The organism is Pseudomonas sp. GW821-FHT09E04, from assembly GCF_059416185.1.
The window spans coordinates 1,035,892-1,062,474 of the sequence record NZ_JBWKOR010000001.1 but is presented as its reverse complement, the minus strand read 5'-3'; the positions used below and the strand labels follow the sequence as shown (position 1 = coordinate 1,062,474).

The following is a 26,583-nucleotide window of genomic DNA, read 5'->3' as shown; positions in this document are numbered from 1 at the left end:
CTTGTAGTAAGCCTTGTTATAACGCCGTCATCAGAGGCTGGATTTGGCAATGACCTGCAGGCTCATGTGCTCCAGCAGTTTGTTCATGTGAATGAACTGCGCGAAGCGTTTGTCCTGGGTCTGGCCATGGAAGAAGCGGTAGTAGATCTGCTGCACGATGCCGGCCAGACGGAACAGGCCGTAGGTGTAGTAGAAGTCGAAATTGTCGATCTGGATGCCCGAACGCTCGGCGTAGTAGTCGACGAATTCGCGGCGGGTCAGCATGCCCGGGGCGTGGCTCGGCTGGCGGCGCATCAGTTGCACCGGTGCCGGGTCGTCGGCCTGGATCCAGTAGGCGAGGGTGTTGCCCAGGTCCATCAGTGGATCGCCGAGGGTGGTCAGTTCCCAGTCGAGCACGCCGATGATCTGCATCGGGTTGTTCGGGTCGAGGATGACGTTGTCGAAGCGATAGTCGTTGTGCACGATGCTGGAAGTCGGGTGATCGGCCGGCATCTTGTCGTTGAGCCAGGCTTTGACTTTCTCCCAGTGCGGTGCGTCCGGGGTCAGGGCTTTTTCGTAGCGTTCGCTCCAGCCTTTGATCTGGCGGGCGACGTAGCCTTCAGGCTTGCCCAGATCGCCGAGGCCGCAGGCGTTGTAATCGACCCGGTGCAGTTCGACGAAACGGTCGATGAAGCTCTTGCACAGGGCTTCGGTTTTCGCCGAATCCAGGCCCAGTTCCGGTGGCAGATCCGAGCGCAGGATGATCCCCTTGACCCGTTCCATCACGTAGAACTCGGCGCCGATCACCGATTCGTCGGTGCAGTGCACGTAGGCTTTCGGGCAATACGGGAAGCCGTCGCGCAACTGGTTGAGGATGCGAAATTCGCGGCCCATGTCGTGGGCGGACTTGGCCTTGTGGCCGAACGGCGGACGGCGCAGGACGAATTCCTGATCCGGGTATTCCAGCAGGTAGGTCAGGTTCGACGCGCCGCCGGGAAACTGGCTGATCTGCGGCGTGCCGGTCAGGCCCGGAATGTGCGCCTTGAGGTACGGATCGATCAGGCTGGCATCGAGTTCTTCGCCAGAGCGGATACGGGTGGACTGGTCAGTAAGCGCCATGCTTATCCCTTCTGCTTATTTTGGAGGCCAGACATCATTGGCTAATCTAATGGCGCGCTCGGGCGGTCACAAGCGCGGTTCGGTCTTATAGGTTAGCGTGTTGCACGATAATCACCTTTGGGAATGTGCGCGGCGGGCCGCAGGCGACTAAGGTTTAGCGCGAATGCCTTGTTCAGAAAGGAGCTTTGAAATGGGCTGCCCGCAAGTCTGTGCCAGCGCCACCCTGCAATGCAGTTTCGGCGCCGCGCCGGCGGTGCTCAACGTGCTGCCGGTCAACCGCACGCTGACCGGCGGAATGCCGGCGGCGAACATCATGGATCATATTCCGCTGGTCAACGTCACCACCTTCGGCATGTGCATGAGCATGGCCAACCCGATGGTTGCCGCCGCCACGGCTGCCGCGTTGGGTGTGCTGACGCCGATGCCGTGCATTCCCGCCACCGCCTCGCCGTGGATCCCCGGCGGCGCGCCGACCTTGCTGTTGGGCGGGATGCCGGCGATCGATGCCAACAGCACGTTGATGTGCAACTGGGCGGGGGTGATCAAGATCGTGATGCCGGGGCAGATGCAGATGTTGATTCCCTGAGTTTTGTATTTGGCGCGAAATCCAAACCCCTCACCCCAGCCCTCTCCCGGAGGGAGAGGGAGTCGACCGAGGTGTCTTTCGTTGTACATCGACCTGAAATACCTAGTCGATTATGGATTCACAGCAGACCGTTCACGTCGGTGTAATTCGCAAATATTCCCGGATCGGTTCCCTCTCCCTCTGGGAGAGGGCTAGGGTGAGGGGCTCTTCTGGGGTTTCAGGCCTGCGCCGGATCCGTCCACTTGCGATACCACCAGCGCACCCGGGAAATCGGCGTGCCATCGGCATCCAGCGGCCGCCCGTCCTCGGCGAACCCTTGCTCTGGCTCCATCAACTGCCCATTCAGATAACGCGCATCCACCGCCGGTTTGCCGTTCGGGTGAAAGCGCTGATAGCGACCCTCACGCACGCCGTCGCGATAGAACTCGGCCTCCGCCACTTGCCCGTCGGGAAAGTAATTGAACGCCTCGCCATGCAATAACCCGCGCCGGTAGGTGGCCTTGCGCTGCAACCAGCCCTCGGGCGCGTAGAAACTGGCGATGCCCTGCAGTTTGTCGCGCACGAACGGCATCTGCGCCGAGACCTTGCCGTTGGGGTGATAGAGCAGGGACGTGCCCTGCAATTCGCCCTGGCTGTAATTCAGGTCTGCCTGTTGGCGACCGTCATCCTTGATGCTCAACGGGCCATCGAGTTGCCCGTCCTGCAGACGCCCCTTGAGGTGTTTGTCATCCTGCTGCAAATCCAGCGGTGTGATCGCCATGGTGACTCCTTGTCAGTTGACCTGCACCAGCCCGCCCTTGATGGTCAGCATGCCGCCGCCGTCCACGGTCTGTGAGGCCGCGCCCTTGTTGGTCAGGCTGATGCCTGCGTCGTTGGTCAATGTTGTCCCGGCCTTGTTGTCCAGCGAGGTGCCGGCCTGGTTGGTCATGGCGGTGCCGGCCTTCTGGGTGATCGAAGTGCTGGCGGAGGTCGCCAGATCCGCGCCGCTCTTGATCGTGAAACTGCCGCCGCTTTGCAGGGTGAGGGTGCCGCTGACCTTGATTGTCAGGTTGCCGTCCACCGTCAGGCTGTAATCGCCCGTGACCTTGTCGGTGTAGTTGCCGCCGGTGCTGTGGGTCTGGTCGGCGCCGACCTTCACGGTGCGACTGTCCTTCACATCGAGGCTGTCGCTGCCGGTCTGGATGGTCACGCTGCGTTTGCCTTTCTCAAGCGTCACGGTTTCGTCGCCTTCCTTGACCGTGCGGGTGCGGGCGTTCTGCACCGTGAGGGTTTCGTCGTGGCCGACGGTGGCGGTGGTGTCGTTGAGCACGTTGATCTTCAGGTCTTTCTGCGCTTGCAGGAACACCTCTTCGGCATCCTTCTTGTCCTCGAAACGCAGCTCGTTGAAACCGCCGCCGCCCTTGGACGACTGGGTCTTGATCCCCGATTGAGTCTGGTTGGCGGGCAAGGCATAGGGCAGGGCGTTGTCGCCGTTGTAGACGCATCCGGTGACCAGCGGCCGGTCCGGGTCGCCGTCGATAAAGGTCACGATGACTTCCTGGCCGATGCGCGGCACGAACTGCATGCCGAAACCCTTGCCGCTCCACGGCAACACCACGCGCACCCAGCAGGAACTGGTTTCATCGTTCTTGCCGTCGCGATCCCAGGGGAACTGCAACTTGATCCGGCCGTACTCGTCGGTCCAGATTTCCTCGCCGGACTTGCCGACCACGAGGGCGGTCTGCGGATGCATGCGCGGTTTCGGTGTGGTGCGTTGCGGGCGAAAGGGCGTGGCTTTGGGGATTGCTTCGAAGCGGTTGCGATAGCTTTCGTGGCTGGCGTCGTGGGTGACGTGCGTGACCACCCAATCGATATTCAGGCTCGCATCGTCATGGCCGTCGAGGGTGAACCAGTGCCCCGGTATCAACCAGCGGCAGTCGCTTTCGCCGACAAAACGTTTCTCTTCACTGCGCAAACCGTCGACCCGTTGTTTGGTCAATGCATCGCCCCGAGCCTTGGCGTTGTAACCACCGGGATGCTCGTAGATCGAACGCGGCCCGGCCACGGCCTCCGCCTGGCCATAGAGCGAGGTGGTCGGCGTGGTGAACTCGTAATCCGTCGCTCGATACACGCCCGCGACAGCCTGCACGCACACCTGGCCGGAGCGGATGCCGTGCAGCTCACGTTCACCCATTTGCTGACCCAGATACTTGACCTTCGGACCGTTGGGGATCTGTACAAAGGCGTCATTGCTATCACCCAGCACCAGCGTGTGCTTGCCGTCTTCGTGGGTGAAAAACCAGAAGATGCCTTCCTCTTCCAGCAGTCGCGAGACGAAGGCGAAATCGGTTTCGCCGTACTGCACGCAGTATTCGCGTGGCGTGTAACTGCCGGTCAGCGACAGTTTGAAATCGCTGAAACCGTGAGCCTTGAAGATCGTGGTGACGATGTCCGACGTGGCGAGGTTCTGGAACACCCGGTTGTTGCTGGCCAGGGTCAGCCACCAGAGCCACGGGCGCAATACGAGTTGATAGCGCTCGGCGGTGGCGTCGGCAGGGAGTTGGCGGATTTCGGCGACCAGTGCGTCGAAGGGACGGAGTTGGGCGTCGTTGTGCAGGGTGGTGGTGACGTGAGTGGCGACAGCGCTGGTCAGGGTGAGGGCGGTGCCGTCGTTGAGGCCGTTGAGGGTTTGCGAGCCGAGTGAGTTGAGCGATTCGTCACCGGCCAGCGAATCGGGGTAAAGCGCCGACAGCGAGGGGGCGGTGAGGGAGAGCGTGGTATTGCTGTCGGTGGAGCGGGGCATCAAATGGCCTGCTATTGATAGTTCAACTCACGAACGACAGTACTGGCATTGCCATCCTGATAGTAGAAGTGCCACTTTGAGGTGAACGGCCAGTATCGGGCCACGTATTCACCCCAGATGACAGCATCTGTCCATGGGCCAAAATGCGTATAGGAAGTCGCGTTGTTCAGAGTAGCCGCGTTGTACTTGTCCGCCGGCAATAACCAGGAAATGTTAGTGCCGTATCTGGCCAGATCATCACGGGAGAAGACCGGTTTGTGATCGTCCTCAGTCGCCAGGTTGTAATGACGAACCCTGATAAAACCACCGTAATTCTGAATGCCTACGCAACAGCCCGTGAGATTTGCCGTAAGAAAAACAATCGGGTCGGTTCCGGTGGGGGCGGCAGGCAGGTCAATAAACAGTCCGCTGTCCTCACGCCACGCCAGATAGTAGGCCCGATAAGGCCCACCGGAATTGACCAGCATGTATTGCGGACCGGAAGACGGACGTTCCAGGTCGAAGTCAACTGTTCCTGAATGAGTTGTGTCTATGTTCATCATCAGGTGTGTTTTTGTTCTTTCGAGAATACTTTTCAACATGATGACTTTTCCTTATGTCTACCACGTGCTGCCTCATCGACTCCCGTTTGATTCTCTGGAGCTGTTCTCTTGCCGTCCGGTTTGCTTTTACCAGGCGTCAGTCCAGGAACGTGCCCAGTAAAGGCTCGTTCTTGTTAAGCCACGTGTAGTCAGATCCCCACATCAATACGGTACAGCGGTAAACCGACCAGCCGGCATCGGTTTTTACCGAGACAACCGTGTGTTCAAACCAGGTCTTCACAAACTTGTTAATGTCCTTCGCGCCTTCCTCGGCAGCCTGTTTGGCTTTGACGATAAATGCGCTGAGGTCGGTGGAGTCGCTTCCGGAAAAGTGTGCATCTGTGCGGCGAAACTTGGGGAGGGGCTCAACACCTTCAGGTAACGGATCGGGCATGTGTTTGCCGTCGGCATCATGAAAGAAGCGGTTGCCGGTTGCCGTTCCATGAACGGACAGCGCACAACCGTTCATTGAACACGTCACAACCAGCGTGCCTGTGTCCTGCCCTTTTGGGACCTCGATAGAACCTGCGTCAAAGTTTTTATAGGGGATATACCAATCGATGCCCGCCGCCGTGACGTTCAATTGCAATACACTTTTATTGCCCGTCGAGACGGGTGAAACACTGCAGTCCGGGGTGGCGGAGCCGCCTCGCACAATCAGGGCATGGCTGCCGAAAAAGGCTTCAGGGTTTGTGCGCAGCAATGACAGCAATGCTTCAGGCTGATCGGCCTTTTTTGAGTTTGATGAGGTATTGCCCATGGTTGAACGCCTTTTGAATAAATAAGCAGCGAATGACGAATAGCTCGGCCCGTTTGATTCCTTGCAAATGAAGGGTGCTATTCCAGCACCCATTCCGCTAACTTCCCGGTCACCTGCGTCATCAACACGTTCTCGACATCACGCGCCCCGGCCGCGCTGCATTTGGCGAGTACTGCTTTGACGATTCCTGCATCAAACTCGAACTGTTTGCCGGTCGCCGCCTTGTAGCGCCCGCGCAATTTCTCCAGCTTCGCCAACACAATTCCTTCCAGCGTCGCCTCATCCAGCGGCCGGTACGCAACCACCGTCATGCGTGCCAGAAACGCCGGGCGGAAGGCTTGCAAAAGGACTTTGTGCAGCGCCTCGTTGAAGGCTTCAGAGCCGATCTGTGACACGGGCGTATCGAGCAACAGTTCAGCGCCGACGTTGCTGGTGGCGAGCATCACGGTGTTCTTGAAGTCCACCACCAGGCCGGTGCCGTCCTCCATCAAGCCCTTGTCGAAGACGTTGTAGAACGCTTCCAGCACATCCGGATGTGCCTTCTCGATTTCGTCCAGTAACACCACCGAATACGGTTTGCGCCGTACCGCTTCCGTCAGCACGCCGCCACTGCCATAACCGACGTAACCCGGAGGGGCGCCCTTGAGTTGGCTGACGGTGTGGGCTTCCTGATATTCCGAGAGGTTGATACTGATCAGATTGCGTTCGCCGCCGTACAAGGCATCGGCCAGCGCATACGCGGTTTCGGTTTTGCCAACGCCCGTGGGCCCGACCAGCAAGAACACACCGACCGGTTTTTGCGGATCGGTGAGCCCTGCGCGGTAGGCCTGCAAGCGCTGGGCGATGGTCGCGAGTGCCGTTTTCTGGCCCATCACGCGCAAGCCCATGCGCTGTCCGAGGGTGCGCACGGCATGGGCTTCGTCGGCAAGCATTTTGCCGACGGGGATGCCGGTCCAGCCTGCGATCACGGCAGCGACGGTTTTGCTGTCGACCTGTTCGGGCACCAGCGGGTCGTCCTGGCGAATCGCATCGAGGCCTGCCTCAAGCCGCAACAATTCGGCTGCCAGATGATCAATGCGACTGTCGGTGGCTTCGTCGGGCTTGTCGCTGTCGGCGCGTTCACTGAGGTCGAGCAATTCGCGGCGGGTGTCGAGCAGTTCGCGAACGGCGACGCGCTCTTCGCTCCAGCGGGTTTCCAGTTCGCGGATCGCCTGGACGTTGGTCTTCGATTCACTTTCCAGCAAGGTGATGCGTTCGCGGTGATCGAGCCCTGTGGCTTGTTCGCGGCGCAGACGTTCGACTTCTTCTTTCAGGCTTTGCTGGCGATGGCGCAGGCTTTCCAGCGGTGGCGGCACGTCGTGCTGACCGAGGGCGACGCGGGCACACGCGGTGTCGAGAACGCTGATGGCTTTGTCCGGCAACTGACGGCCGGAGATGTAGCGGTGCGAGAGTTTCACCGCTTCATGGATCGCCGCATCCAGAACCTGCACGCCGTGGTGCTGTTCGAGTTTGGCGGCCACGCCACGGAGCATTTCCACGGCGGTGATTTCATCCGGTTCTTCGACCTGCACAAGCTGGAAGCGGCGGGCGAGGGCCGGGTCTTTCTCGAAGTATTTCTTGTACTCCATCCAGGTCGTGGCGGCGAGGGTGCGCAATTCGCCTCGGGCCAACGCTGGTTTCAGCAGGTTGGCCGCATCGCTGCCGCCCTCGGCACCGCCAGCGCCGATCAAGGTGTGGGCTTCGTCGATGAACAGGATGATTGGCTTGTCGGCGCTGCGAACCGCGTCGATCACACCTTTGAGCCGTTGTTCGAATTCACCTTTGACCCCGGCCCCGGCCTGCAACAGACCGAGATCGAGCACCCGCAGGCTGACTTCCTGCAAGGAGGGCGGCACGTCCCCGGCAGCGATGCGCAGTGCCAGGCCTTCGACCACGGCGGTTTTGCCCACGCCCGGTGCGCCGACCAGAATCGGGTTGTTTTGCCGGCGCCTCAAAAGAATGTCGATGCACTGACGAATCTCGCCGTCGCGACCAACGATGGGGTCGATGCGCCCGGCGTGAGCGTCAGCGGTGAGGTCCTGGGTGTACTGATCGAGCACCGAGTCCTGCCGTGGCGCAGGGTTTCCAGAGGCGACAGAGCGCGGGCCTGCGTGCTCGCGGGAGTTCTCCGTCCACTCCAGCAGGTTCGCGCGCAAGGCTTCTTTCGGAATTCGCAGCAGTGACGAAGCACTGTTGAGCAACAGACTGCGGCGCTCATCGCGATCGATCAATGCCAGCAACAGCAGCCCGGAACGAATGCTGTCGATGCCCAGCACACTGGCCTGCACCACCGCATCTTCCAGCAATCCCAGCGTGTGCGAAGACAGCGCCGGCGTGCGGGTGCTGCCAGCCTTGAACAGGTCCAGCGCCTTGTTGATTTCAGCCGTCAATGCATCCCGTTCCAGTCCGAAACGCGGCAGCAGAAAGGCAAAGTCTCCGCCCTCGATGTCGAGCAACTCCAGCAACAAATGCTCGATCTCGACAAAGTGATGCCCGCGTTGCAGGCATCGTTGCGCGGCGCGTTCGAGGGCGCGACGGTTGTCCGGGTTGAGGCGTCCGATCAGGCTGGCCAGTTCCATTTCAGGTGATCTCCAGCTGACGAAGACGGGTTTCGATCCGTTGTACTGCAAGGCTGGCCTGCCGTTGCAAACCGCCGTTCCAGCTCAACAACGCCGGGGTCTGGCGACCGAGTTTCATCGGTCCGGCGCCGCGTACCAGCATCACCAGTTTCACGTCCAGATCCGGGCCGAAATACAGCGCTGCCAGGCTGGCCAGTGCCGGGTGCGCCTCGCCGTCCGGCAAAAAGCGCCCGGCCTGCGCCGAGGATAAGGGGCCGAGCGTCAGGCGAATTCCGGCGTGTTCATCCCAGACCCGAGTGCCGGCGACCGCAGTGCGACCGAGTTGCAGATTGCGTCCGCCGGCCTTCATGACGCTGCGGCTGGCGGCCGGAATCTCACGCCATGCGCCTTCATAGGCGCTCAGCTCCACCGGCACGGCAAATTGCTCGCGGACAATGGCTGCGAACCCCGCCAGCGACCGGCGGCCATCGGCGTACAACGCCGTGCAGGCCAGAACGGCGCAGTCGGGAATCGCCTGGCGTTCCTGCAACGACTTGGGCAGCAACCCGGTCAGCGCCCGCAATTGCGCCTGCACCGGCGAAGCGCCGGGCGTGGTAAAGCCGAGGGCGATCCGGTGTTTGCGCATCACCTTGTAGAGCAGGCTGAGCAACCGATGCTGGAACAGGTCGAGGAACTCGGCGGGCGCGTGATCCTTGGCCCGGGCCCGTTGTTGCAGCCATTCCTGATAGGCGTAAGGCAACGGGCCGTCGGGGCCGCCGAGGCCGAACATCGGTGTGTTCAGGGTCAGCGGTTCGCCCGGTTTTTCCTCAAGGCTTTCGATCTGGCTGGCGGCGAACACGGGCGTCAACGGACCGCGCAATTTCAACGCTTCGGCCTGCGGCGACGTACCGGAACCCAGGGAGTCGGCCTGCGGCTGTTCGCGCTCCAGCAACAGCAACGCCTGCAACCATTCGAAGGCCTGCGGATCGCGGCGCAGTCGCTGACCGAGTGTCAGAGCGACAGGGGCATGCCGGCTTGGGGTTGCCATGCCTTGACCTCCTTGTCAGCCTGCATGAGCACCGTGCGCACAAAGCGATTGGCCGTGGCGTACACCGAAAAGAATTGCGCGAGCACCGCCGAGAACAGCACTGCGCTGCTGCCGACGAAATGCTGCGGATCAAGCTGCAACTGCACTTCAAGTCCGTTGCGCCAGCCGCGCCAGGCATCGGCACCGACGTGGCCGATCACCCGTTCGCAAGCGAGGCTCAGCAAGCCTTCGATCTGGCGCAGGGCGCTGGCTTCATCGCGCAGGTTATGCAGATGAAGAATTTCCTTCAGTGCGTCCAGCGCCTGTGGCCCTTCGACCAGCGACAGGTGATTGAGGGTCAGTTGCGACACCAGCCGCCAGCGCGAATCGCCGTCCAGTCGCGGCAAACTCTGCGGGCTCGGCGGATTGCGCAGGCGTGCCCACGCCACCGGGCCCGGCCGTTCGAATCCCAGTGGCGTACCGGCCGGCAGACTCTGGGCCAGATGCCGGTTGGTGCACAGCAGTTCGGCCGTGAGGCTGTAGTCGGGCAGATCGGTTTGTGGTTCAAAACGGGTGTCGACGACGCTGACCAACAGATCGCTGCCGAGCCGGTTCGGCGACTGGCCACTGACTCGCCGCGCATGCCAGTAACGCTGTTGATCGCCGCCGCTGTGCTGGCTGCCGTAATAGGCGGGCAGGCGTTGCACACCGGCGCTGGAGCTGGCGCGCATGCCTCGGATGCTGTGGATCTCGACGCTGTTTTCCCGGTGGCTGTCGGCGACCAGTCGGTACTCGCTGCGGGTGCCGTCGGGGCGCAACGGCTCGGAGGTTCGCGGGAACAGATTGATCACCGGCGCACAGCCCAGTGCGATGTCGCTGGCCTGCAAGTGCAGTCGGCCGGCCGGCGCACGGTCGAAAACGATGTAGAGGTAGAGCGTCTGGCTGTCGCTGGAAACGCCGCCGAGTGGCAGGTCGAAGAAGTGGAATTTTTCCGGGAAGGCAAAGTATTCCGCCAACAGACGCATGCCCGGGTGTACACCGTCTTCATCCGGCAGCAGCACTTCGTCGTCAGCGAACCCGACGATCTGCGGCAGTCCCTTCACCTTCGCCGGAATACTCCCCGGTGAGCCTGCAAGTACCTGCACCGCATGGGCGCCGAGCAGGTCATAGAGACCGGCATTGATCACGGGCGAGGCGGCCAGGTGAATGCGTAAACTGTCGATTTCCAGCTCGGACCATTGGCTTTCGCCCAGGCAACGCAGGCTCAGGCGCAAGGCCGAACGGGACTGCGCCACGCCGGTCAGCGCCTGGGCTTCGTCGCTGCCAAGCAGCAGCGCTTCAGTCACTTCGATCGGCCACAGCCGCACGGCGGCACTGGTGCGAAAGTGAATGCTTTCGCCCTTGCTGGTGGTGACGAACAGCGGCGTGTCCCGGGGCAGGGGATAGCCGCCGTCGAGTTTGCCTTTGCTCGGGTCCGGCTCGAACTGCACGATGGCGCAGGACGGCAGCGGGCGCACGGCCAAGGGATAGAGCTGCTCCAGCAACGCATCGCTGAACTCGGCGTAGTCGTCATCCAGACGCCGTTGCAGGCGCGCCGCGAGCAGGGCGAAGCCTTCGAGCAATCGCTCGACGTGCGGATCCGGGCATTCACCGGGCGACAGTTCCAGCCGCCGCGCGACTTTCGGATAGCGTTCGGCAAACTGGCTGCCGGCGTGGCGCAACCAGGTCAGTTCGCGTTGGTAATAGTCGAGCAGTTGCGGGTCAATCGAGTCGCTCATGGCGCACCTCCAGCCCTTCGTTGCCGGGCTCGATGACAAAGGCCACCGGCCAATGCTGCGAGCCGCTGCGCAATTCGCCGAGCAGACGGATGCTCAATCGCTGTGGCTGATCGGGGAGGGGATTGACCTGAACCTCGCCCAGCAGCAGGCGCGGTTCGAAATGGGTGATGGCCTCACGAATGTCCCGCGCCAGACGACGGCGGTCATCGCTGCGCTGCTGTTGCAGAGCGCTCCAGTCGGCGATGCCGTAGTCGATCACGCTGGGGGGCACCGTCAATGTGCGCGGGCCACGGCGGGTGTTGAACAGGCGCCCGAGCTCGGTGTGCACCGAGTCGAGCAAATCCTGCCGATCGAACTCCGGCGGCTCGTCGGCCTCGCTCCAGGCGAGGCGTTCGAACAGCGGTGCGCGTATGCCGGTGCCAGCCATGGCGAGGGCGTCCGGTTACTTGCTGGCCTTGTTGGCCGCCAGGTCCCAGACCGTGCCGGCGGTGCCTTCCTTGGTGCCGTCGTCTTTTTGCGCCGTGAGTTCCCATTTGATCTTGGTGAAGTTCAGGGAAATGGTTTCCACCGGTTTGCCACCGGTACCGCCGCTGACGCTGACGTTGGACAGCACTACGTTGGTCAGGGTGTAGATGATGAACGGCATCAGTTGCCCGCTGCCTTCGGCGGCGTTGCGGCCGATGGTGATCTTGGCTTCCGGGATCGGTTTGCCGGCGCAGCAATATTCGTTGAGGGAGGGCGTCGAACTGTCGACGAACTTGGTCAGGGTGAACTCGCCGATGTGTGGGCGGCCGGAGGTGCGCTCCGAGTTGCTGACGTCGTTGGTCACCTGCATCGCCACGTTGTGGCTGTAGGACATGACTTCGATCTTGTCCTTGTAACCCTCGAGCAGGCTGTCGCCTTTGATGTCGCCGCCGAGGTCGAGAATGATTGCATCCATCGCTTGAAACTCCTGAAAGGTGTCGCGCTAGACAAACAGGGGAGCGCCCGCAGGAACATCCTGCGGGCGTATGCGGGTCAGGCGGCTACCGGAGGCGGCAGCGTGGCGACCAGGCGGATCGATGCCGTCAGTTCTTCCAGCTGGAAGTGCGGCCGCAGGAACACGGTCGCGCGATAGGCACCGGGTTTGCCGGCGACTTCGGTGACGTCCACCCGTGCTTCGCGCAGCGGGTACTGCGCCTTGATCTCCTGCGGCGCGTTGTCGTTGATCAGCACGTAGTCGGCGATCCAGTTGTTGAGGTAGGTCTGCACGTTGTCGCGGGTCATGAAACTGCCGACCTTGTCGCGCATGATCACCTTCAGGTAATGGGCGAAACGCGAGGCCGCGAGCACGTACGGCAACATCGCCGAGATTCGCGCGTTGGCGTTGGCCTCGTTGGTGTTGTAGACCTTGGACTTGTTGGTGGTCTGGCCGCCGAAGAACACCGCGATGTCGCTGTTCTTCTTGTGGCACAGGGCGATGAAACCGAGGTCGTTGAGTTCCTTCTCACGACGGTCGGTGATCGCCACTTCGGTCGGGCATTTGAGCGACAGGTCGCCGGAGCTGGTGCGGAAGGTGTGCGCCGGCAGGCCTTCGACCGCGCCGCCGCCTTCAGCACCACGGATCGCCGCGCACCAGCCGTACTTGGCAAAGGCTTCGGTGATGCGTTGCGACAGCGCCCACGCAGCGTTGCCCCACAGGTATTTGCTGTGGTCGGTGCCGTTGGTGTCTTCGACGTAGTTGATGCCTTCCACCGGCGAAGTGTCCGGGCCGTAAGGCAGGCGCAGCAGGAAGTGCGGCAGCACCAGCGAGACGTAGCGCGAGTCTTCGCTCTCACGGAACGAGCGCCACTTGATTAGCTCCTGGCTCTCGAACACTTTCGACAGATCACGCGGCACAGCCAGTTCGGTGAAGCTGTTCATGTCGAACAGACGCGGGCTGGCGGCAGCGATGAACGGGGCGTGGGCGGCTGCAGCGACGTTCGACAGTTTCTCCAGCAGGCCGATGTCCTGCGGGTGGCGGCCGAAGGTGTAATCACCCACCAGCAGGCTGAACGGATGGCCACCGAAGGTGCCGTATTCCTCTTCGTAGATCTTTTTGAACAACGCGCTCTGGTCGAATTCGACGGCTTTTTCCAGGTCGTTCTGCAGCTCTTTCTGCGTCACGTTGAGCAGACGCAGTTTCAACCGGGTGCTGGTTTCGGTGTTCTGCACCAGCATGTGCAGGCCGCGCCAGGACGCTTCGAGTTTTTGCAGGTCCGGGTGATGCAGCACTTCGTTGAGCTGGGCGCTGATCAGCTCGTCGATCTGGCTGATGCGGTCGTTGATCATCGCCACCGTGTCCTTGTCGATGGCCATGCCTTCGTCGAGTACCTGGGTGGCGAATTCCGCGAGCATGTCGCGGGCGTAGTCCTGCTGGCTGTCGTCATGGGCCATGCGGCCCTCGGCGATGATCCGGTCAAGCAGGGATAAAGTCTCGGCAGCAGCATTTTCGCTGGCTTGATTCTGGGCGGCGGCGGGCATGGCGAATTCTTCCTCGGTCAGGTGGACGATCAGGCTTGCGGTTCGGCCGGAGCCTCGGCATCAGCTGCCGGGGTAGCGGTGTCCGGGCGGGCCGATTTGATCTCTTGCAAGCCTTCGGTGTTGGCGATGACATCGCGCAACAGCTTGTCCAGATCATCGTTGCCGTCGAGTTTGGTCAGCAGATCGCGCAGGCGCTGACGGGCTTCGAACAGGCGGCGCAGCGGGGTGACTTGCTCCACCACCTTGACCGGATCGAAATCGTCGATGTGTTTGAAGTTGAGTTCGATGTTCAGCTTGCTGTCGTCGCCGCTGAGGGTGTTGTTGACTTGCAGCGTGGCACGGGGGCCGATGGAGGCGAGCACTTCGTTGAAGTTGTCGCGGTCGATTTCGGTGAAACGTCGCTCAGTCAGTTTTGCCAATGGTTCGAGCGGTTTTCCCGAGAGGTCGGCCAGGATCCCGACGACCAGCGGCAATTCCTTTTTCTCGATGGCGTTGCCGATTTCGACGTCATAGGTGATTTGCACTCGAGGCGGGCGAACCCGGTCGAGCTTGTGCTGGGTACTTTCTGCCATGTCGGCGGACTCCGATGCGATGAGCGGGCGCAATGCATCGGGGAGGCCCGTTCATCGCTTTCCCTTGCTGGACCACAGGTTAGAAAGGGAGGCAGATGACCTGTCGTTCCTTTGACAAACCTTCCACATTCGGCTGTGGGAACCGAACTACCCAAGACGCTAGAACAGGTCTATAAAAATGCAAGCGAAAAACATTTTTGGACTGTCTCGCGAAAAGGAAAATTCATTTTGTCTGGACGACTTTTTCTAACACTCGGGTTTGCGCTACTCGCGGGCTGTTCGTTCTTCGGGCCGAAAGTCGACCTCGACAGCCTGACCCTCGACGTCGCGCCCAAGGCCAATGACGACACACCGATCGCCGTGGATTTCATCGCGGTCAACGATCCGGATCTGCTCAAGCAACTGTCGGGCATCAGCGCCCAGCAGTGGTTCGCCGGGCGCGAGCAGTACCAGCGCGACTATCGTCAGTTGATGAGCGTGTGGGGACTGGAGCTGGTGCCGGGGCAATTCATCGACCGCCAACCCTTCCCGCTGGGGGGCAAGCGGGCGGCTGGACTTTTAGTCTTCGCCAGCTATAACACACCCGGAGCGCACCGCTTGCGGCTGGACGATCAGAGCGATGCCTGGCTCAAGTTCGACAGCCGCGAGATGAGCCTGGTCAGCAAGGAAAACTGAAAAACACCGTCCGCCGCCGGTTCGCGGTGCAGTCGAAGGGAGTCGTATGAGTCTGCTACCTGACGCGGTCTGCTGGCATGAAGGCATGCAATTGCTGCCACAGCATTTTCAGTTGCAGGGCTTGCGGGCCGAGGCGCTCGGCGCGCATCTGGCCCAGGCGTGCAACCCGTGGTTCTTTGGTGTCGGCCACATGGAGTTCGACCCTTCGGCGATGAGTGCCGGGGTGGTGCGGGTGCTGTCGTTGCAAGGGACGATGCCGGACGGTTTGCCGGTCAATCTGCAGGCAGGTGTCGGGCCGTTGCTGGAGCTGGATGTCGGCCCGTCGATCAACGAAACCGACGATGCGACCGTCACCGTTTACCTGGCGATCAGTCCGCTGTGGCGCGCCGGTCAACTGTTGCCGCTCAAGGGGCGATTGCAGTCGGTGGTCGGCGAGGCGCTGCCGGATCTCACCAGCGGCGAATTCCCCGAATCGATTACGGTGTGGCGACCCAACCCGCGTCTGTGCACGCAACTGAACAAGGCCGATTCGATCTGCCTGCCACTGCTGAAAATCCGCAAGGAGGGTGGCGGTTTTCTACCGTTGCCCTATACGCCGCCGACGCCGGTCCTGTTACCGGAGTCGCCGCTGGGTCGGCGGATTGCCGGGCTCTGCGCGCGAGCCCGGGAGAAATGCCTGTTCCTTGGCGGGCGTCTGCGTCAGGCACAACAGTCCGGCAATCAGGACGATGCGCTGGAGATCCGCCGCCAACTGACCGCGTTATGGACGCGGCTGCCGGAAGTCGAAGGTTCGCTGAACAGTCGCATTGCCCATCCGCAGGGTTTGTACGTGCAGTTGCTGGGGCTGGCCGGCGCGTGGTCGGCGCTGGATCCGCTGGCGGGCGTGCCGTCGTTCGCGCCGCTGGACTTTTTCGAGTTGCAGCGCGGATACGAGCCGCTGCTGGACTGGTTGGAAACCACGCTGGAATTGATCCGCGCCGGTTACCGCAGCATCGCTTTCGAACGCAGTGAACACAGCTTTTCCATTCAGTTGCCGGACGAGCAACCCAGTCAGCGGCTGGTCATCGGCCTGCGCATGCCCAACGGTGCCAGCGAGCAGGCGGCCGGCGAGTGGCTGCGCGGTGCGATCATCGCCTCGGCGCCACACATCGCCTTGCTCAGCCGCCAGCGCATGAGCGGCCTGATGCATCAGGCGATGAGCCGCAGTGAGCAAGTGGCCTACAGCGTCGGCGATGACACCCGACTGTTTGTGGTGACGGCCGAAGGCAACTGGTTTGACGCGCAGTTGCCGCTGATGATCGCCGCGCCGGCCACCCGGCTGACCAGCAGTCCGTGGCAAGTGGTGCTGTTTGTCGCCCAGAACAGTGAAAGTGCCTGATCACACAAGGAACGCCGTATGTCGCAAGGAAGTGCCGCAAGCCTTGGGTTGCAGGACGCACCGTTGAGCAGCGCGTTCCGTCAGACGTGGCAGCAATGGCAACTGGACTGGACTCAATTGCCCAAGGACATCGAGGACGATGCGGCGCTGGTCGAAACCGTGGTCGAGCTGTCCACCCAGGCTTCACAGCGACTGTGGCGCACGGCGTTTTCGCGGGTTGGCGACTCGGCGACCGAACAGGTCAAGGCGCTGGTGTACGCCTTCGTTGCGCTGGTCGATGAAACCCTGCTGTTCAGCCCATGGCCGGGCCAGGGCGCCTGGCAGGAAAAACCATTGGAGTCGCGCCTGTATGCCAGTCGTCAGGCGGGTGAACAGTTACCGGCGGCGATTCAAACCCTTCTCGATGAACAACAACCCACCACCCGTGATCTCGCCAACGTCTATCTGCAATGTCTGATCCTCGGTTTTCACGGGCGCCTGCGTGGCGAGCACAGTCAGGCGCAATTGGAAAAGTGGCGGCTGGCGCTGTTCACCTTTGCCTGGCAGGACGAGGCCAGTTACGACGATGTCAGCGAACGACTGGTCCAGCCGTCGCTGGTCGCACCCCTGCAACTGCCGGTGCGCACGGCGTTGCCGGACGGTTTTCGTCTGGCGTTGGGCATTCTGGCGATGGTGCTGTTGCTGACCGGGGTCGGCCAGTTCTTGTGGAGCGACATTCGTTCCGAACTGGAACCGGTGCTGCAAACCACCGACTCGATGGCGGCGCCGGAGCAAGACTCATGAGTACCTTGTCGATCGTCGCGTGGGTGGTCGCGGTGCTGTTGCTGCTGGTGATCGTCGGTGTGGCGGTGTGGTGGCTGCGCACTCGAAGCGGCGCGGCGATCCGCAGCTTCTATCTTGCGGTGCGGCACATGGAGCAAGAGCAGGGCACTCACGATCGCTATCAGTTGCCATGGTTGCTGATGCTCGGCGATGAAGTCCAAGGCACGCAACTGGTGACCGAGTGGCGCCTGCAACCCACCGACAAACCGGCCTGGTTCGGCCGTTGGTGGTCGGACCCTGAGGGTGCGGTGCTGGTGGTGCCCCAAGGCTTGTTTCTGCTGGAAGACGGCATGCATTTGCAACGTGGCGGCTGGTGGCGACTGCTCGGGCTGATCCTGCGCCTGCGCAGCAAGCGTCCGCTCGACGGGGTGATCTGGACCGTGCCGGTCAGTCGCCTGGGCAATCTGGAACAGGCGACGCAGTTGGGGCTTGCGGCGCGCCGACGCTTCATCGATCTGCTGCAGCGCTTTGGCCTGAGTGTACCGGTGTACGTGATCGTCACCGGGCTTGAGGAACTGCCGGGGTTTCAGGACCTGATCAGTGCGCTGCCTGATGAGGCACGCGAACGCACCCTGGGCTGGTCATCGCCGTTTGCGCGGGATGCGGTGTGGCAGGGGCAGTGGAGTGATCAGGCGCTGGATCGCCTGCACCGCGCCGTCGCCGAAGCAGTGATTGAACTCGGCACCTTGTCCGGGCATTTGAGTGCTGACCTGTATGCCTTGCCGGAGCGTCTCGAAACGCTGCGACGGGGGCTGCAAAACGTGCTTGAGCCGGTGTTTCAGGGCAACGCGCAGGGCGAGGCACCGTGTTTTCGTGGTGTGTATTTCAGCGCCAATCAACCCTGCGAGGATGCGCTCGACGGGTTCAGCGCCGATGACAGCGGCTTGCAGCGCAGTGTGTTCATGCGTCAGTTGTGGCGTCAGCGCCTGGTCGGTGAGCGTGGTCTGGCGCAAGGGGTGCCACGGCTGTTGCGCCTGCGTCAGCGTTGGCAACGACTGACGGCCGGCGTGGCGCTGGTGGTCGGGGTTGTCTGGGCGCTGGCGATGTTCTGGGTGTGGAACCAGTCGGTCAAGGACGCCCATGAACTGGCGCGGCTGATGCAAGGCGCGCACAAGAGCTACGTCACGGTCACCGACGAGGCGCACCGCGTCGAGCCGACCCGGCGCAACGTGCAGAGCTTCTGGCGGGTACTGGAAAAAGCGCCGCACTGGCACTACGTGTCGCTGGCGTTGCCGTCTTCGTGGATTTCCTCTGTGGACGTGAAGATCGAACGGGCGGTGTTCCAGGCTGCCCAGCGTCATATGGTTCAGCCGCTGCATGCGTTGCTGGTGGCGGAGTTGACGAAGCTCAAGGCGATCCGCACCACTGATCGGCGCAACAGCGTCGAAAGCGAAGACCCGGCCCAGTGGCAGAACTACCAGAAGGCCACGGACCTGGTGGACCGGGCGTTGCGCCTGGAGCAACAGAACCAGTTGTTCGCTGAGGTGCAGAACAATCAGCGGGCACCGCTGGACGACCTGGTGCAACTGAGCAACAACGCGCTGTCGCTCAACCTCAACGCGGCGACGGTACCCCACGCCGCTTATTACAACCGGTTGTTGGCGGCAGGGGACAATGGTGATTTGCAGGCGCTGGATCTGAGTGTCGAGCGGCCGCTGATCGTCAGCAACTTCAACGGACTGATGGAGCGCTGGCTCGATCAGTATTTCCTGGCCGACAACTTTGTCAGCAAGGCCGGCTACCTCAAGCTGCACCTGGAGCAGCTTGAGGCCGGGAGTGGCAACAGCCTCAGCGAGCTGGAAGACCTGCGCGCGCTGATCGATGACCTGCAAGCGGCGATCGCCCTGACCAATTCGACCTGGAGTCGCGGCAAGGGCCAGGAACTGGTGCCGGGCTACCGCGAATTTCTCGACAAGGTGCGCAAGAGCACGTTGCTCGGGCCGGCGGTCGAGCAACAACTCGACGCCCAGGCGGGCAAGTTGCAGCAGAGTTTCCGTGATCAGTGGATCGCTCAGGTCGGTTCGCGCGGCAACTTGCTGGTGCAGCAGGGCAGCGGGCAACTGGCGTTGCAGGATCAGGTGGTGAAGCTCAATAACGCGGTGCAGGCGCTGTTCAAGCGCGACTTCGTGTCCATCGCCATGCGCGCCACCGAAGACAACGTCAACCTGCAAGGCCAGACCGTCGATGGCGACGATCTCAACACCTCGCTCAACTATTTCGCCAGCTACAAGAGTTATGTCGCCGAAGAACTGCCGCGCATTCCCCCGGCTTATCGCGGTGCGCTGCTGCAAGCGGCTGAAGGCGCGGCGGCGCAGGCCATGTGGCTGAGCCTGAAAGATCACAACGACCAGACGCATCCCTATGCGGTGTTCAATGTGCAGGCCGAGCAGGCCATGGCTTTGCAGAAGGCGTTTGTCGAAGTCCATCGCAGCGATCTGGCGGCACGTCTGCAAGGTGCGTTGAACCGTCGGGCCATGGCGCAGATCGTCAACGGTCTGGATGAAATCACCGCACAACCGCTGTTCGGCGGACGGACTGAAATCAGCCAGTGGGACGGCTCGAAAAACCTCGGCTTGCAGCTGTACGGCGCCAGCGATGTGCAGGACTTGAAGCTGAGCCTCAAGCAGCAATTCAACACCATGCTCGGCATCACCGAGCGGCGCACATCGGCGTTGCAGTGGCTGATGACCCAGCAGGGCAATCTGTCGGCGCTGGATTACGAACGGGTGACCCAGTTCAGCGCGCTCAACGACGAACTGCTCAAGTACAAGGATTCGAACCCGGCCAGTTCGCCGGCACAGATCGAGCAATTGGTCAGCCGCGATTTCATCGAGATGGACACCGGCTCCTGCGTACAGGTGTTGCAGACCGCCAATCTGGCGGGCGGGCGCGGCACTCTGGCAATGCGTGCGGTGGAGTTGCAACAGTCGGCCATGCAGCGTTGCCAGTACCTGCAACAGCAACAGGCAGCAGCGGCGTGGAATGAACTGGCCAACTATTTCAATCAGTACCTGGCCGATCGCTTCCCGTTTGCCAATGGTTTGCAGGCGCAGGATGCCGACCCCGCGCGGGTGCAGCATTTTCTGGAAATCATCGACAAACGCTTGCCGGTCGCCCAGGCCGGGCTGGTGCTGAGTCAGACCCCGGAACGACTGGCGGCGGAAGATTTTCTCAACCGTTTGAAGCAGGCGAGCCTGTGGCTGACCCCGCTGTTCGTACGCGACAAGAGCGGCATTCTCGGTGTCGAGATGGACGTTCGCTGGCGCACCGACCGCGACGATGAGCGCGGTGCCGATCAGGTGATCGCCGGAGGCTTGCTGGCGGGCAGTCAGCAGGTCAGCTATCCCGCCGCCGAGCAGACGAACCTGCGCTGGATGGTCGGCCAGCCGATCCGCCTGACCCTGCGCTGGGCGCGCAACGGTCGCGAGCGCCCGGTCAACGATCCGCTGCAACCGAACCTGGTGGTGCGGGACATGGAGGCGGGCTGGGAGTACGGCGGGCCATGGTCGTTGCTGCGGCTGATGCGCGCGCACTTCTCGGTGCAGCGTCAGCCGAGCATGGATTACACGGACTTTCCGCTGACCCTGCGCCTGCCGGTCACCGCGCTCAACGACAGCGTCACCACGGAGTTCACCCGGATGTTCGTGCGTCTGTCGTTGATGAGCCAGGGCTCGAAACTGCCGTTGTCGATTCCACCGTTGCCGACCCGGGCGCCGCGCTCGCCGTTTCAGGCAACGGGCACCACCGCCGCCATTGAATCCCGCGAGGAGGGCCTGTGAGCCTGCCATCTGCAACCATGCCGGACCTGATCGATCAGTTGCTCGCACCGATCAGCGCCGACGCGCCGTGTGGTGCGGATCTGCGTTACGAACGCGAGTTCGATCAATTGCGCGACCTGCGTCGCGAGGACGATGCGAGCCTGCCGACCGGGGTCTGGCAATCGACGCTGAAACAGGCGAACTGGCCGGAAGTGGAAAAACTCACCACGACGTTGCTGATCGAGCGCAGCAAGGACCTGATGCTCAGCGCCTGGCTCGGCGAGGCCTGGCTGCACCTTCAAGGGCTGGACGGATTGCCCGGCAGCCTGGCGCTGATCGCCGGATTGTGTGAGCGCTATCCCGAACAGTTGCACCCGCAGGCCGAGGAGGGTGATCAGTCGTGGCGGGTGATTCCGCTGGAGTGGCTGGTGCGTCGGTACAGTGAGGTGCTGCTGACCCGGGTGCCGCTGTTCGGTTCGCACAACAGCGATTTCGAGGCATACAACCTGGAAACCTGGCGCCGTTTGCAGGTGCAGCAGGTGCAGGTCAACGACAGCAAGAATGCCAAGGCCTCGGCGGAAACCGCACGCAATGAACAGAAGAAACTCAGCGATCAGGTGCGCGCCACGCCATTGGCATTCTGGCTGCGCCAACAGGGCAACCTGCTGCTGAGCCAGCAACACCTGCAGCGTCTGAACGCCTGGAGCGATACGTATCTGGGCGATCAGGGGCCGGGTTTGCAGCCCTTGCAGGAGATCATTCAAGCGCTGCTGAAACTGGTTCAGGAGTTCATCGCCATGCACCCACAAAAACCGGCGCCGGTCGCCCCTGTCGAAGCCCCCGTGGTGGAGGCGCAGCCGGTCGATGAAGCGCCCGTGGCGGCGCAGGTCTTTCGTGAGCCGGCGAACCGCGAAGAAGCCTATCGGCAATTGCTGCTGATCGCTGAATACCTGGCCCGCACCGAACCTCACAGCCCCGTGCCATACCTGATCCGGCGCGGGGTGGAGTGGGGCAACAAGCCGTTGAGCGAACTGCTCGGCGAGTTGATCTCGGCCGACGCCGAATCGCGGCGGCTGTGGACGTTGCTCGGCGTGCTTTAGTGCACGCGCTGGTTGTTTTGCTTCGGCGGCAGTGTCAGCGGTGTCAGCACCGGCTCCCCGGCAAAGAACGCCACCAGGTTTTTCCCCACCAGCTCCACGGTGCCCTGGGTGGCTTCCGGTGACAGCCCGGCGACGTGCGGGGTGAGAATCACGTTGCTCAGGGTTTTCAGTGCGTCCGGCACCCGGGGTTCGTGGTCGAACACATCCAGTGCGGCGCCGGCGATTCGCCGTTGCTCAAGTGCCGTGATCAGGTCCGCCGTGGCGATCACGCTGGCGCGGGCAATGTTGACGATAAAGCCTTTGGGCCCCAGTGCGTCCAGCACGGGACGGGTCACCAGATGCTGGCTGCCGATGCCGCCGGGCGTCGCCACCACCAGAAAGTCCGAGGCTCGCGCCAGTTCGGTGGGGGTCGAACAGAAGGCGTAGGGCACATCGCTGCGCACCTGGCGGTTGTGGTAGCTGATCTCCATGTCGAAGCCCAGATTCGCCCGTTTGGCGATGGCCATTCCCACCGCGCCGAGGCCGAGAATCCCGAGCCGCTTGCCCGCCAGGGACGGGCGCATGATCTTCGGCCATTCGCCACGGCGCACGGCCGCGTCACAGCGCGGAATGTCGCGTACCAGCGACAGCAGCAACGCCATGGCATGGTCGGCCACCGACGAGGCGTTGACGCCGGCGCCGTTGGTGACGGTCAGGCCCCGGTTGCTGGCGGCTTGCAGGTCCACCTGTTCGTAGCCGGCGCCGATCACGCAGATGATTTTCAGCGCGGGCAACGCGGCGATTTCTTCGGCGTACAACCCCAGCGGGCCACGGGTCAGCACCGCGTCGATGCGTGCGCCGTGGGTGGCAATGGCCTGGGCGCGTTCGGCGGGTGTGGGGGCGAGGATCAGGTGAAAGCCCTGTCGTTCGAGAATGGGCAGGTAGTCATTGATGGTTTCAACCAGTACCAGAACGGTGGCGGGCATTGCTCGGCTCCTGTGATCGTCGGCGTGTCGGTCGCGAAAGTCGTGTCAGAGTGCTGATTCCAGAGCGGTTTGGCAATGGCCGGCACTGCCCCGCACCAGCCAGTGTAGGAGCTGATACGGGGAGCGCGTGGGCGCTTCGTCAGAAGGCAACGTCGGCAGTGTTGATCAACCGCGCGAACGCCGCGCCAAGGGTTGCGTTGTGGTGCTCGATGATCGCTTGGGCCGGTAGTGCGGGTGTGTCCATGCAAGTGTGGGCATCGGCTACCAGCAATGGCTTGAAGCCCAGATCGGCAGCGGCGCGGCAGGTGCTGTCGATGCAGAACTGGGTTTTCATGCCGACGATGTACAGATCTTCGATTTTCGCGGCGTTGAGTTGTTGAGCCAGATCTGTGCCGTGGAAGGCATTGGGGCGGGATTTGTCGATGAAGGTGGCGTTTGCGGCGTCCAGTTCAAGCGCTGGCAATAACTGCCAGAACGCACTGCCGGCGGCAATCGGCGAGCCAACCGGCCCGGTGTGGCGCACGGCAAAGATCGGCACTTGCCGTTGGCGTGCCTGGGCGATCAAGTGCTGGATGTTGGCGAGCATACGTTCGCCGTCGTGGGGTTCTTCCTGACCCTGGAACAGGCCGACCTGCATATCGATGATCAACAGTGCTGCGGACATGGTGTTTCTCCTTCGGTACCAAACGTGCCACACGGACGGGAGAAACAACAAGGCCCCGTCCATTGCTGGCGGGGCCTTGGGTTTGCTGCGCTGGATTTACCTCAGGCGCAAACACCACGACCCGCCGGTGGCGGTCGTGGTGGTACGGGTGAGGTGCAACGCGCAAAGGTTCATGGGGCCGATCATGCTGGCGGCGTCAACGGGCTGTCAACAGATGCATCAACTGGCGTACTGGGCGATGCCGTTGCCGAATGACCAGTTTTCTTTCTTCACTTCCACCAGATTGATGAACACATCCTCCAGACGGATCGACAGGTGCGTGTTCAGGTTCTGGGCGATGGTCTGGTACAGCGCTTTTTTCTGCTCCAGCGTCCGGCCCTCATTGAGGGTGATCTGGATGATCACCAGTTGGTCGCTGCGCTGGATCCCCAGGTATTGCGTATCGAAGATGAAATGCTCGCCGTCGTGCTCGGCCAGGATCTGGAAGTTGTCGTGCTCCGGGACATTGATCGTGCTGCGCATCGCGGCGTAGATCTGCTCGCCGACGCGTTTGGCGAAGGTCGGGTCGGGACGTTTCTTGAGTTCGACACGGACGAGGGGCATGAAAAGGCTCCTTGGGGCAGGGGACTGGAAGCGGCTGTCAGTCGGTTCGCCATTGGGTATAGCCGAAAAATGCCAGTCGGTGAGGCTGTTTAAAGCCGTTCGACGATGTCAGTGCCGTCCTGCAAAAGTTACGGAAGCTGCCTACGGATGCTGTTGGATTTATCCGCTATCTGACGGGGTGAGAAATGCGAAATCATTCAGGCAAGACGGGATGCGCTCTTCAGGATGGGGCAGCAACCTGAACGGTGATTGCCATTAGCCAAGGAAGGCCAATGCTTCAGAACAACCGCGAAGAGCTGGAACTCGAAAGGTTACTGCATGAATCACGAAAACTCGTTGCTGAAAGGCAAAAGCTTTTGGCGGAGGTTAAAAAGCTGAACAGTGAAATATACCTGTATCCAATCGCAGTATTGGGTGGTGTGGTGACCGCAATCACTGCAGTAGCAAGTGTTTACTTCAAGTTTTGAGTATTCGCTACTCATAAAAAACAGACCCTTGACCCGAAGGAGCCAACATGAACACATTTGACCGCCAGGCCATCATTGAACAAGCAGATCGAGAGTACGATGAGTGGGTCGAAAAAATGCGAATCAAAGACAAAGAGGGCAGGTACCCGGTCTGGAGCATGCTGGGTTTCGGTCTCTTCTGCATGTCACTTGGCTTCATAGTGGGCCGATCGATCTGACCAGGTTTTTCTGATCGCATTCGGCACCGGGACGCGTCATAAAACGACATCAGGCGTACCTGTTGCCGACAGTAATATTCCAAAAAACGACATCGCTCCAATCTGCCCCGCACAACCATTCCTCAGCTAAGTCTTTGCTTCCGCTCATTTATCGCGGAGAATCGCGCCCCTGTTTCGGCCGGAGCATGTCTGTCGGTTTTTTCCGACGCGTCCTGACCGAGTGGCAAGTGACCGGAATGCGGAGATCCGACCGGATGAATGATCAGGCCAATAGCGTCGAACAACGCTTTGAAGCGGCAGCACCAGCGCAACTGTCGAGCTGGAATCGCCATGACACTACCTGGATGTTGGGACTGTTTGGGACGGCCATCGGCGCCGGTACCCTGTTTTTGCCGATCAACGCAGGTCTGGGTGGCTTCTGGCCGCTGGTGATCCTCGCGCTGCTGGCCTTCCCCATGACCTTCTTCGCACACCGCGGTCTTACCCGCTTCGTGCTCTCCGGTCGCGAAGGCGCCGACATCACTGAGGTGGTGGAGCAGCATTTCGGCATCAAGGCCGGTGCGCTGATCACGTTGCTGTACTTCTTCGCGATCTTCCCGATCCTGCTGATCTACAGCGTCGGCCTGACCAACACGGTCGCCAGCTTCCTCGAACACCAACTGCACATCACGCCGCCACCGCGCGCGCTGCTGTCGTTCGTGCTGATCCTCGGCCTGCTGGCTGTGGTGCGCTGCGGCGAGCAAGTGATCGTCAAGGCGATGAGCCTGATGGTGTATCCGTTCATCGTTGCGCTGCTGTTCCTCGCCGTGTACCTGATTCCGCACTGGAACGGCGGCATCCTGTCCACCGCTTCGCAGGTGCCGGCGCCGTCGGCGCTGCTGCACACGCTGTGGCTGGCGATTCCGGTGATGGTGTTCTCGTTCAACCACTCGCCGATCATCTCGGCGTTTGCGGTGGACCAGAAGCGTCGTTACGGCGTTCACGCCGACGAGCGCAGCTCGCAGATCCTGTCCCGCGCCCACCTGCTGATGGTGGTGATGGTGCTGTTCTTCGTCTTCAGCTGCGTGCTGACCCTGTCGCCAGAGCAACTGGCTGAAGCCAAGGCGCAGAACCTGTCGATCCTGTCGTACCTGGCCAACCACTTCAGCAACCCGACCATCGCTTTCGCAGCGCCGTTGATTGCGTTCGTGGCCATCTCCAAGTCGTTCCTCGGTCACTACATCGGTGCCAGCGAAGGTCTGAAAGGCCTGATCGTCAAAAGCGGCAAGCGTCCGGGCGCCAAGGCGCTGGATCGCATCGTTGCGGCGTTCATGCTGGTGGTGTGCTGGATCGTAGCGACCCTGAACCCGAGCATTCTCGGCATGATCGAGACCATCGGTGGCCCGGTCATCGCGGCGATCCTGTTCCTGATGCCGATGTATGCGGTCCGCAAAGTGCCGGCAATGGCCCGCTATCGTGGCCAGGCGTCGAACGTGTTTGTCACCGCCGTCGGCCTGGTGGCGATTTCGGCGTTGATCTACTCGCTGACGGCCTGATTCCAGACCAGCAGCACCAAGCGGGGGCGAGCGATTCGCCCCCGTTTTTGCAAGACCTTCCGGTGCCTGATCCAGGGCACACATCCCACGACATAAACGGCTACGCTTGAAAGGC

Annotated in this window: 24 protein-coding genes; 9 read left to right on the top strand and 15 right to left on the bottom strand. The window is 61.7% G+C overall.

The window, feature by feature from the left end:
* Positions 1-30: 30 nt before the first annotated feature.
* A complete protein-coding gene (locus tag AC07N4_RS04810; RefSeq protein WP_102622091.1) occupies positions 31-1,098 on the bottom strand; it encodes a phosphotransferase family protein in 1,068 nt (355 codons plus the stop codon).
* 190 nt (positions 1,099-1,288) lie between these two features.
* On the opposite strand from AC07N4_RS04810, the gene AC07N4_RS04805 reads away from it, so the two are divergent.
* Positions 1,289-1,684 carry a DUF4280 domain-containing protein gene (locus AC07N4_RS04805; protein WP_085732036.1) on the top strand — a complete coding sequence of 132 codons (396 nt, stop codon included), beginning with the start codon at positions 1,289-1,291 and terminating at the stop codon, positions 1,682-1,684.
* A gap of 217 nt (positions 1,685-1,901) precedes the next feature.
* Here AC07N4_RS04805 and AC07N4_RS04800 read toward each other — a convergent pair whose 3' ends face one another.
* The 11 genes from AC07N4_RS04800 to tssB form a co-directional block, all read right to left on the bottom strand.
* Entirely contained in the window at positions 1,902-2,444 is a 543-nt protein-coding gene (locus AC07N4_RS04800; RefSeq protein WP_493065073.1) for a toxin-antitoxin system YwqK family antitoxin, read from the bottom strand.
* A gap of 12 nt (positions 2,445-2,456) precedes the next feature.
* On the bottom strand, positions 2,457-4,466 hold the full coding sequence (tssI, locus tag AC07N4_RS04795) for a type VI secretion system tip protein TssI/VgrG (protein WP_493065072.1): 2,010 nt from the start codon (positions 4,464-4,466) through the stop codon (positions 2,457-2,459).
* Between the two features lie 11 nt (positions 4,467-4,477).
* Positions 4,478-5,047, bottom strand: coding sequence for a hypothetical protein (locus AC07N4_RS04790; protein ID WP_192558316.1), 570 nt, complete (start codon positions 5,045-5,047; stop codon positions 4,478-4,480).
* Positions 5,048-5,144: 97 nt separating this feature from the next.
* Positions 5,145-5,807, bottom strand: a complete 663-nt coding sequence (locus AC07N4_RS04785) for a hypothetical protein (protein WP_493065071.1) — start codon at positions 5,805-5,807, stop codon at positions 5,145-5,147.
* 77 nt (positions 5,808-5,884) lie between these two features.
* Entirely contained in the window at positions 5,885-8,425 is a 2,541-nt protein-coding gene (tssH, locus tag AC07N4_RS04780) for a type VI secretion system ATPase TssH (RefSeq protein WP_096820217.1), read from the bottom strand.
* Between the two features lies 1 nt (position 8,426).
* Positions 8,427-9,452 carry a type VI secretion system baseplate subunit TssG gene (gene tssG, locus AC07N4_RS04775; protein WP_102622086.1) on the bottom strand — a complete coding sequence of 342 codons (1,026 nt, stop codon included), beginning with the start codon at positions 9,450-9,452 and terminating at the stop codon, positions 8,427-8,429.
* A complete protein-coding gene (gene tssF / locus AC07N4_RS04770; RefSeq protein ID WP_493065070.1) occupies positions 9,416-11,209 on the bottom strand; it encodes a type VI secretion system baseplate subunit TssF in 1,794 nt (597 codons plus the stop codon). Before tssF ends, tssG begins: the two co-directional genes overlap by 37 nt.
* Entirely contained in the window at positions 11,193-11,636 is a 444-nt protein-coding gene (tssE, locus tag AC07N4_RS04765) for a type VI secretion system baseplate subunit TssE (protein ID WP_102622084.1), read from the bottom strand. The genes tssF and tssE overlap by 17 nt, the downstream gene beginning before the upstream one ends.
* A gap of 15 nt (positions 11,637-11,651) precedes the next feature.
* Positions 11,652-12,149, bottom strand: a complete 498-nt coding sequence (locus AC07N4_RS04760) for an Hcp family type VI secretion system effector (protein WP_102622083.1) — start codon at positions 12,147-12,149, stop codon at positions 11,652-11,654.
* A gap of 77 nt (positions 12,150-12,226) precedes the next feature.
* Positions 12,227-13,711, bottom strand: coding sequence for a type VI secretion system contractile sheath large subunit (tssC, locus tag AC07N4_RS04755; protein ID WP_039767165.1), 1,485 nt, complete (start codon positions 13,709-13,711; stop codon positions 12,227-12,229).
* A 29-nt stretch (positions 13,712-13,740) separates the two neighbouring features.
* A complete protein-coding gene (gene tssB, locus AC07N4_RS04750) occupies positions 13,741-14,283 on the bottom strand; it encodes a type VI secretion system contractile sheath small subunit (RefSeq protein ID WP_064117633.1) in 543 nt (180 codons plus the stop codon).
* Between the two features lie 228 nt (positions 14,284-14,511).
* On the opposite strand from tssB, the gene AC07N4_RS04745 reads away from it, so the two are divergent.
* Genes AC07N4_RS04745 through tssA form a run of 5 tightly spaced genes read left to right on the top strand, consistent with a single transcriptional unit; the run spans position 14,512 to position 22,016 of the window.
* Positions 14,512-14,958, top strand: coding sequence for a type VI secretion protein (locus AC07N4_RS04745; RefSeq protein WP_493065069.1), 447 nt, complete (start codon positions 14,512-14,514; stop codon positions 14,956-14,958).
* A 46-nt stretch (positions 14,959-15,004) separates the two neighbouring features.
* On the top strand, positions 15,005-16,336 hold the full coding sequence (tssK, locus tag AC07N4_RS04740; protein WP_273535360.1) for a type VI secretion system baseplate subunit TssK: 1,332 nt from the start codon (positions 15,005-15,007) through the stop codon (positions 16,334-16,336).
* A gap of 18 nt (positions 16,337-16,354) precedes the next feature.
* Complete coding sequence (locus tag AC07N4_RS04735; RefSeq protein ID WP_192558310.1) at positions 16,355-17,119, top strand: DotU/TssL family secretion system protein; 765 nt, start codon at positions 16,355-16,357, stop codon at positions 17,117-17,119.
* Positions 17,116-20,937, top strand: coding sequence for a type VI secretion system protein (locus tag AC07N4_RS04730; protein ID WP_493065068.1), 3,822 nt, complete (start codon positions 17,116-17,118; stop codon positions 20,935-20,937). The genes AC07N4_RS04735 and AC07N4_RS04730 overlap by 4 nt, the downstream gene beginning before the upstream one ends.
* Complete coding sequence (tssA, locus tag AC07N4_RS04725) at positions 20,934-22,016, top strand: type VI secretion system protein TssA (RefSeq protein WP_102622080.1); 1,083 nt, start codon at positions 20,934-20,936, stop codon at positions 22,014-22,016. Before AC07N4_RS04730 ends, tssA begins: the two co-directional genes overlap by 4 nt.
* Here the strand turns inward: tssA and AC07N4_RS04720 are convergent.
* The 3 genes from AC07N4_RS04720 to AC07N4_RS04710 form a co-directional block, all read right to left on the bottom strand.
* Positions 22,013-22,981: a 2-hydroxyacid dehydrogenase gene (locus AC07N4_RS04720; RefSeq protein WP_493065067.1), complete on the bottom strand. Its 969-nt coding sequence runs from the start codon at positions 22,979-22,981 to the stop codon at positions 22,013-22,015. The two genes, tssA and AC07N4_RS04720, sit on opposite strands and share 4 nt — an antisense overlap.
* A 139-nt stretch (positions 22,982-23,120) precedes the next feature.
* Positions 23,121-23,645 carry a cysteine hydrolase family protein gene (locus AC07N4_RS04715; protein ID WP_493065066.1) on the bottom strand — a complete coding sequence of 175 codons (525 nt, stop codon included), beginning with the start codon at positions 23,643-23,645 and terminating at the stop codon, positions 23,121-23,123.
* Positions 23,646-23,864: 219 nt separating this feature from the next.
* The gene (locus AC07N4_RS04710) at positions 23,865-24,248 is read right to left on the bottom strand and encodes a tautomerase family protein (RefSeq protein ID WP_096820206.1); all 384 of its coding nucleotides are present in this window, start codon (positions 24,246-24,248) and stop codon (positions 23,865-23,867) included.
* 272 nt (positions 24,249-24,520) lie between these two features.
* Between AC07N4_RS04710 and AC07N4_RS04705 the strand changes: the two genes are divergently transcribed.
* From AC07N4_RS04705 to AC07N4_RS04695, 3 genes are all read left to right on the top strand, one after another.
* Entirely contained in the window at positions 24,521-24,715 is a 195-nt protein-coding gene (locus tag AC07N4_RS04705; protein ID WP_096820205.1) for a hypothetical protein, read from the top strand.
* Between the two features lie 47 nt (positions 24,716-24,762).
* Positions 24,763-24,933 (top strand): hypothetical protein, encoded by a 171-nt coding sequence (locus tag AC07N4_RS04700; protein WP_176504838.1) that lies wholly within the window; start codon positions 24,763-24,765, stop codon positions 24,931-24,933.
* Positions 24,934-25,187: 254 nt separating this feature from the next.
* A complete protein-coding gene (locus AC07N4_RS04695; protein WP_493065065.1) occupies positions 25,188-26,468 on the top strand; it encodes an HAAAP family serine/threonine permease in 1,281 nt (426 codons plus the stop codon).
* Positions 26,469-26,583: the final 115 nt, after the last annotated feature.

What these genes read in the sequence shown, in the direction of transcription:
- AC07N4_RS04715 (WP_493065066.1), bottom strand. Translation starts at nt 23,645, where the DNA reads ATGTCCGCAGCACTGTTGATCATCGATATGCAGGTCGGCCTGTTCCAG.
- AC07N4_RS04785 (WP_493065071.1), bottom strand. Translation starts at nt 5,807, where the DNA reads ATGGGCAATACCTCATCAAACTCAAAAAAGGCCGATCAGCCTGAAGCA.
- AC07N4_RS04790 (WP_192558316.1), bottom strand. Translation starts at nt 5,047, where the DNA reads ATGTTGAAAAGTATTCTCGAAAGAACAAAAACACACCTGATGATGAAC.
- AC07N4_RS04720 (WP_493065067.1), bottom strand. Translation starts at nt 22,981, where the DNA reads ATGCCCGCCACCGTTCTGGTACTGGTTGAAACCATCAATGACTACCTG.
- AC07N4_RS04700 (WP_176504838.1), top strand. Translation starts at nt 24,763, where the DNA reads ATGAACACATTTGACCGCCAGGCCATCATTGAACAAGCAGATCGAGAG.
- tssE (WP_102622084.1), bottom strand. Translation starts at nt 11,636, where the DNA reads ATGGCTGGCACCGGCATACGCGCACCGCTGTTCGAACGCCTCGCCTGG.
- AC07N4_RS04730 (WP_493065068.1), top strand. Translation starts at nt 17,116, where the DNA reads ATGAGTACCTTGTCGATCGTCGCGTGGGTGGTCGCGGTGCTGTTGCTG.
- tssG (WP_102622086.1), bottom strand. Translation starts at nt 9,452, where the DNA reads ATGGCAACCCCAAGCCGGCATGCCCCTGTCGCTCTGACACTCGGTCAG.
- AC07N4_RS04760 (WP_102622083.1), bottom strand. Translation starts at nt 12,149, where the DNA reads ATGGATGCAATCATTCTCGACCTCGGCGGCGACATCAAAGGCGACAGC.
- AC07N4_RS04695 (WP_493065065.1), top strand. Translation starts at nt 25,188, where the DNA reads ATGAATGATCAGGCCAATAGCGTCGAACAACGCTTTGAAGCGGCAGCA.
- tssF (WP_493065070.1), bottom strand. Translation starts at nt 11,209, where the DNA reads ATGAGCGACTCGATTGACCCGCAACTGCTCGACTATTACCAACGCGAA.
- AC07N4_RS04735 (WP_192558310.1), top strand. Translation starts at nt 16,355, where the DNA reads ATGTCGCAAGGAAGTGCCGCAAGCCTTGGGTTGCAGGACGCACCGTTG.
- tssB (WP_064117633.1), bottom strand. Translation starts at nt 14,283, where the DNA reads ATGGCAGAAAGTACCCAGCACAAGCTCGACCGGGTTCGCCCGCCTCGA.
- tssH (WP_096820217.1), bottom strand. Translation starts at nt 8,425, where the DNA reads ATGGAACTGGCCAGCCTGATCGGACGCCTCAACCCGGACAACCGTCGC.
- AC07N4_RS04710 (WP_096820206.1), bottom strand. Translation starts at nt 24,248, where the DNA reads ATGCCCCTCGTCCGTGTCGAACTCAAGAAACGTCCCGACCCGACCTTC.
- AC07N4_RS04810 (WP_102622091.1), bottom strand. Translation starts at nt 1,098, where the DNA reads ATGGCGCTTACTGACCAGTCCACCCGTATCCGCTCTGGCGAAGAACTC.
- tssI (WP_493065072.1), bottom strand. Translation starts at nt 4,466, where the DNA reads ATGCCCCGCTCCACCGACAGCAATACCACGCTCTCCCTCACCGCCCCC.
- tssC (WP_039767165.1), bottom strand. Translation starts at nt 13,711, where the DNA reads ATGCCCGCCGCCGCCCAGAATCAAGCCAGCGAAAATGCTGCTGCCGAG.
- AC07N4_RS04705 (WP_096820205.1), top strand. Translation starts at nt 24,521, where the DNA reads ATGCTTCAGAACAACCGCGAAGAGCTGGAACTCGAAAGGTTACTGCAT.
- tssK (WP_273535360.1), top strand. Translation starts at nt 15,005, where the DNA reads ATGAGTCTGCTACCTGACGCGGTCTGCTGGCATGAAGGCATGCAATTG.
- AC07N4_RS04805 (WP_085732036.1), top strand. Translation starts at nt 1,289, where the DNA reads ATGGGCTGCCCGCAAGTCTGTGCCAGCGCCACCCTGCAATGCAGTTTC.
- AC07N4_RS04800 (WP_493065073.1), bottom strand. Translation starts at nt 2,444, where the DNA reads ATGGCGATCACACCGCTGGATTTGCAGCAGGATGACAAACACCTCAAG.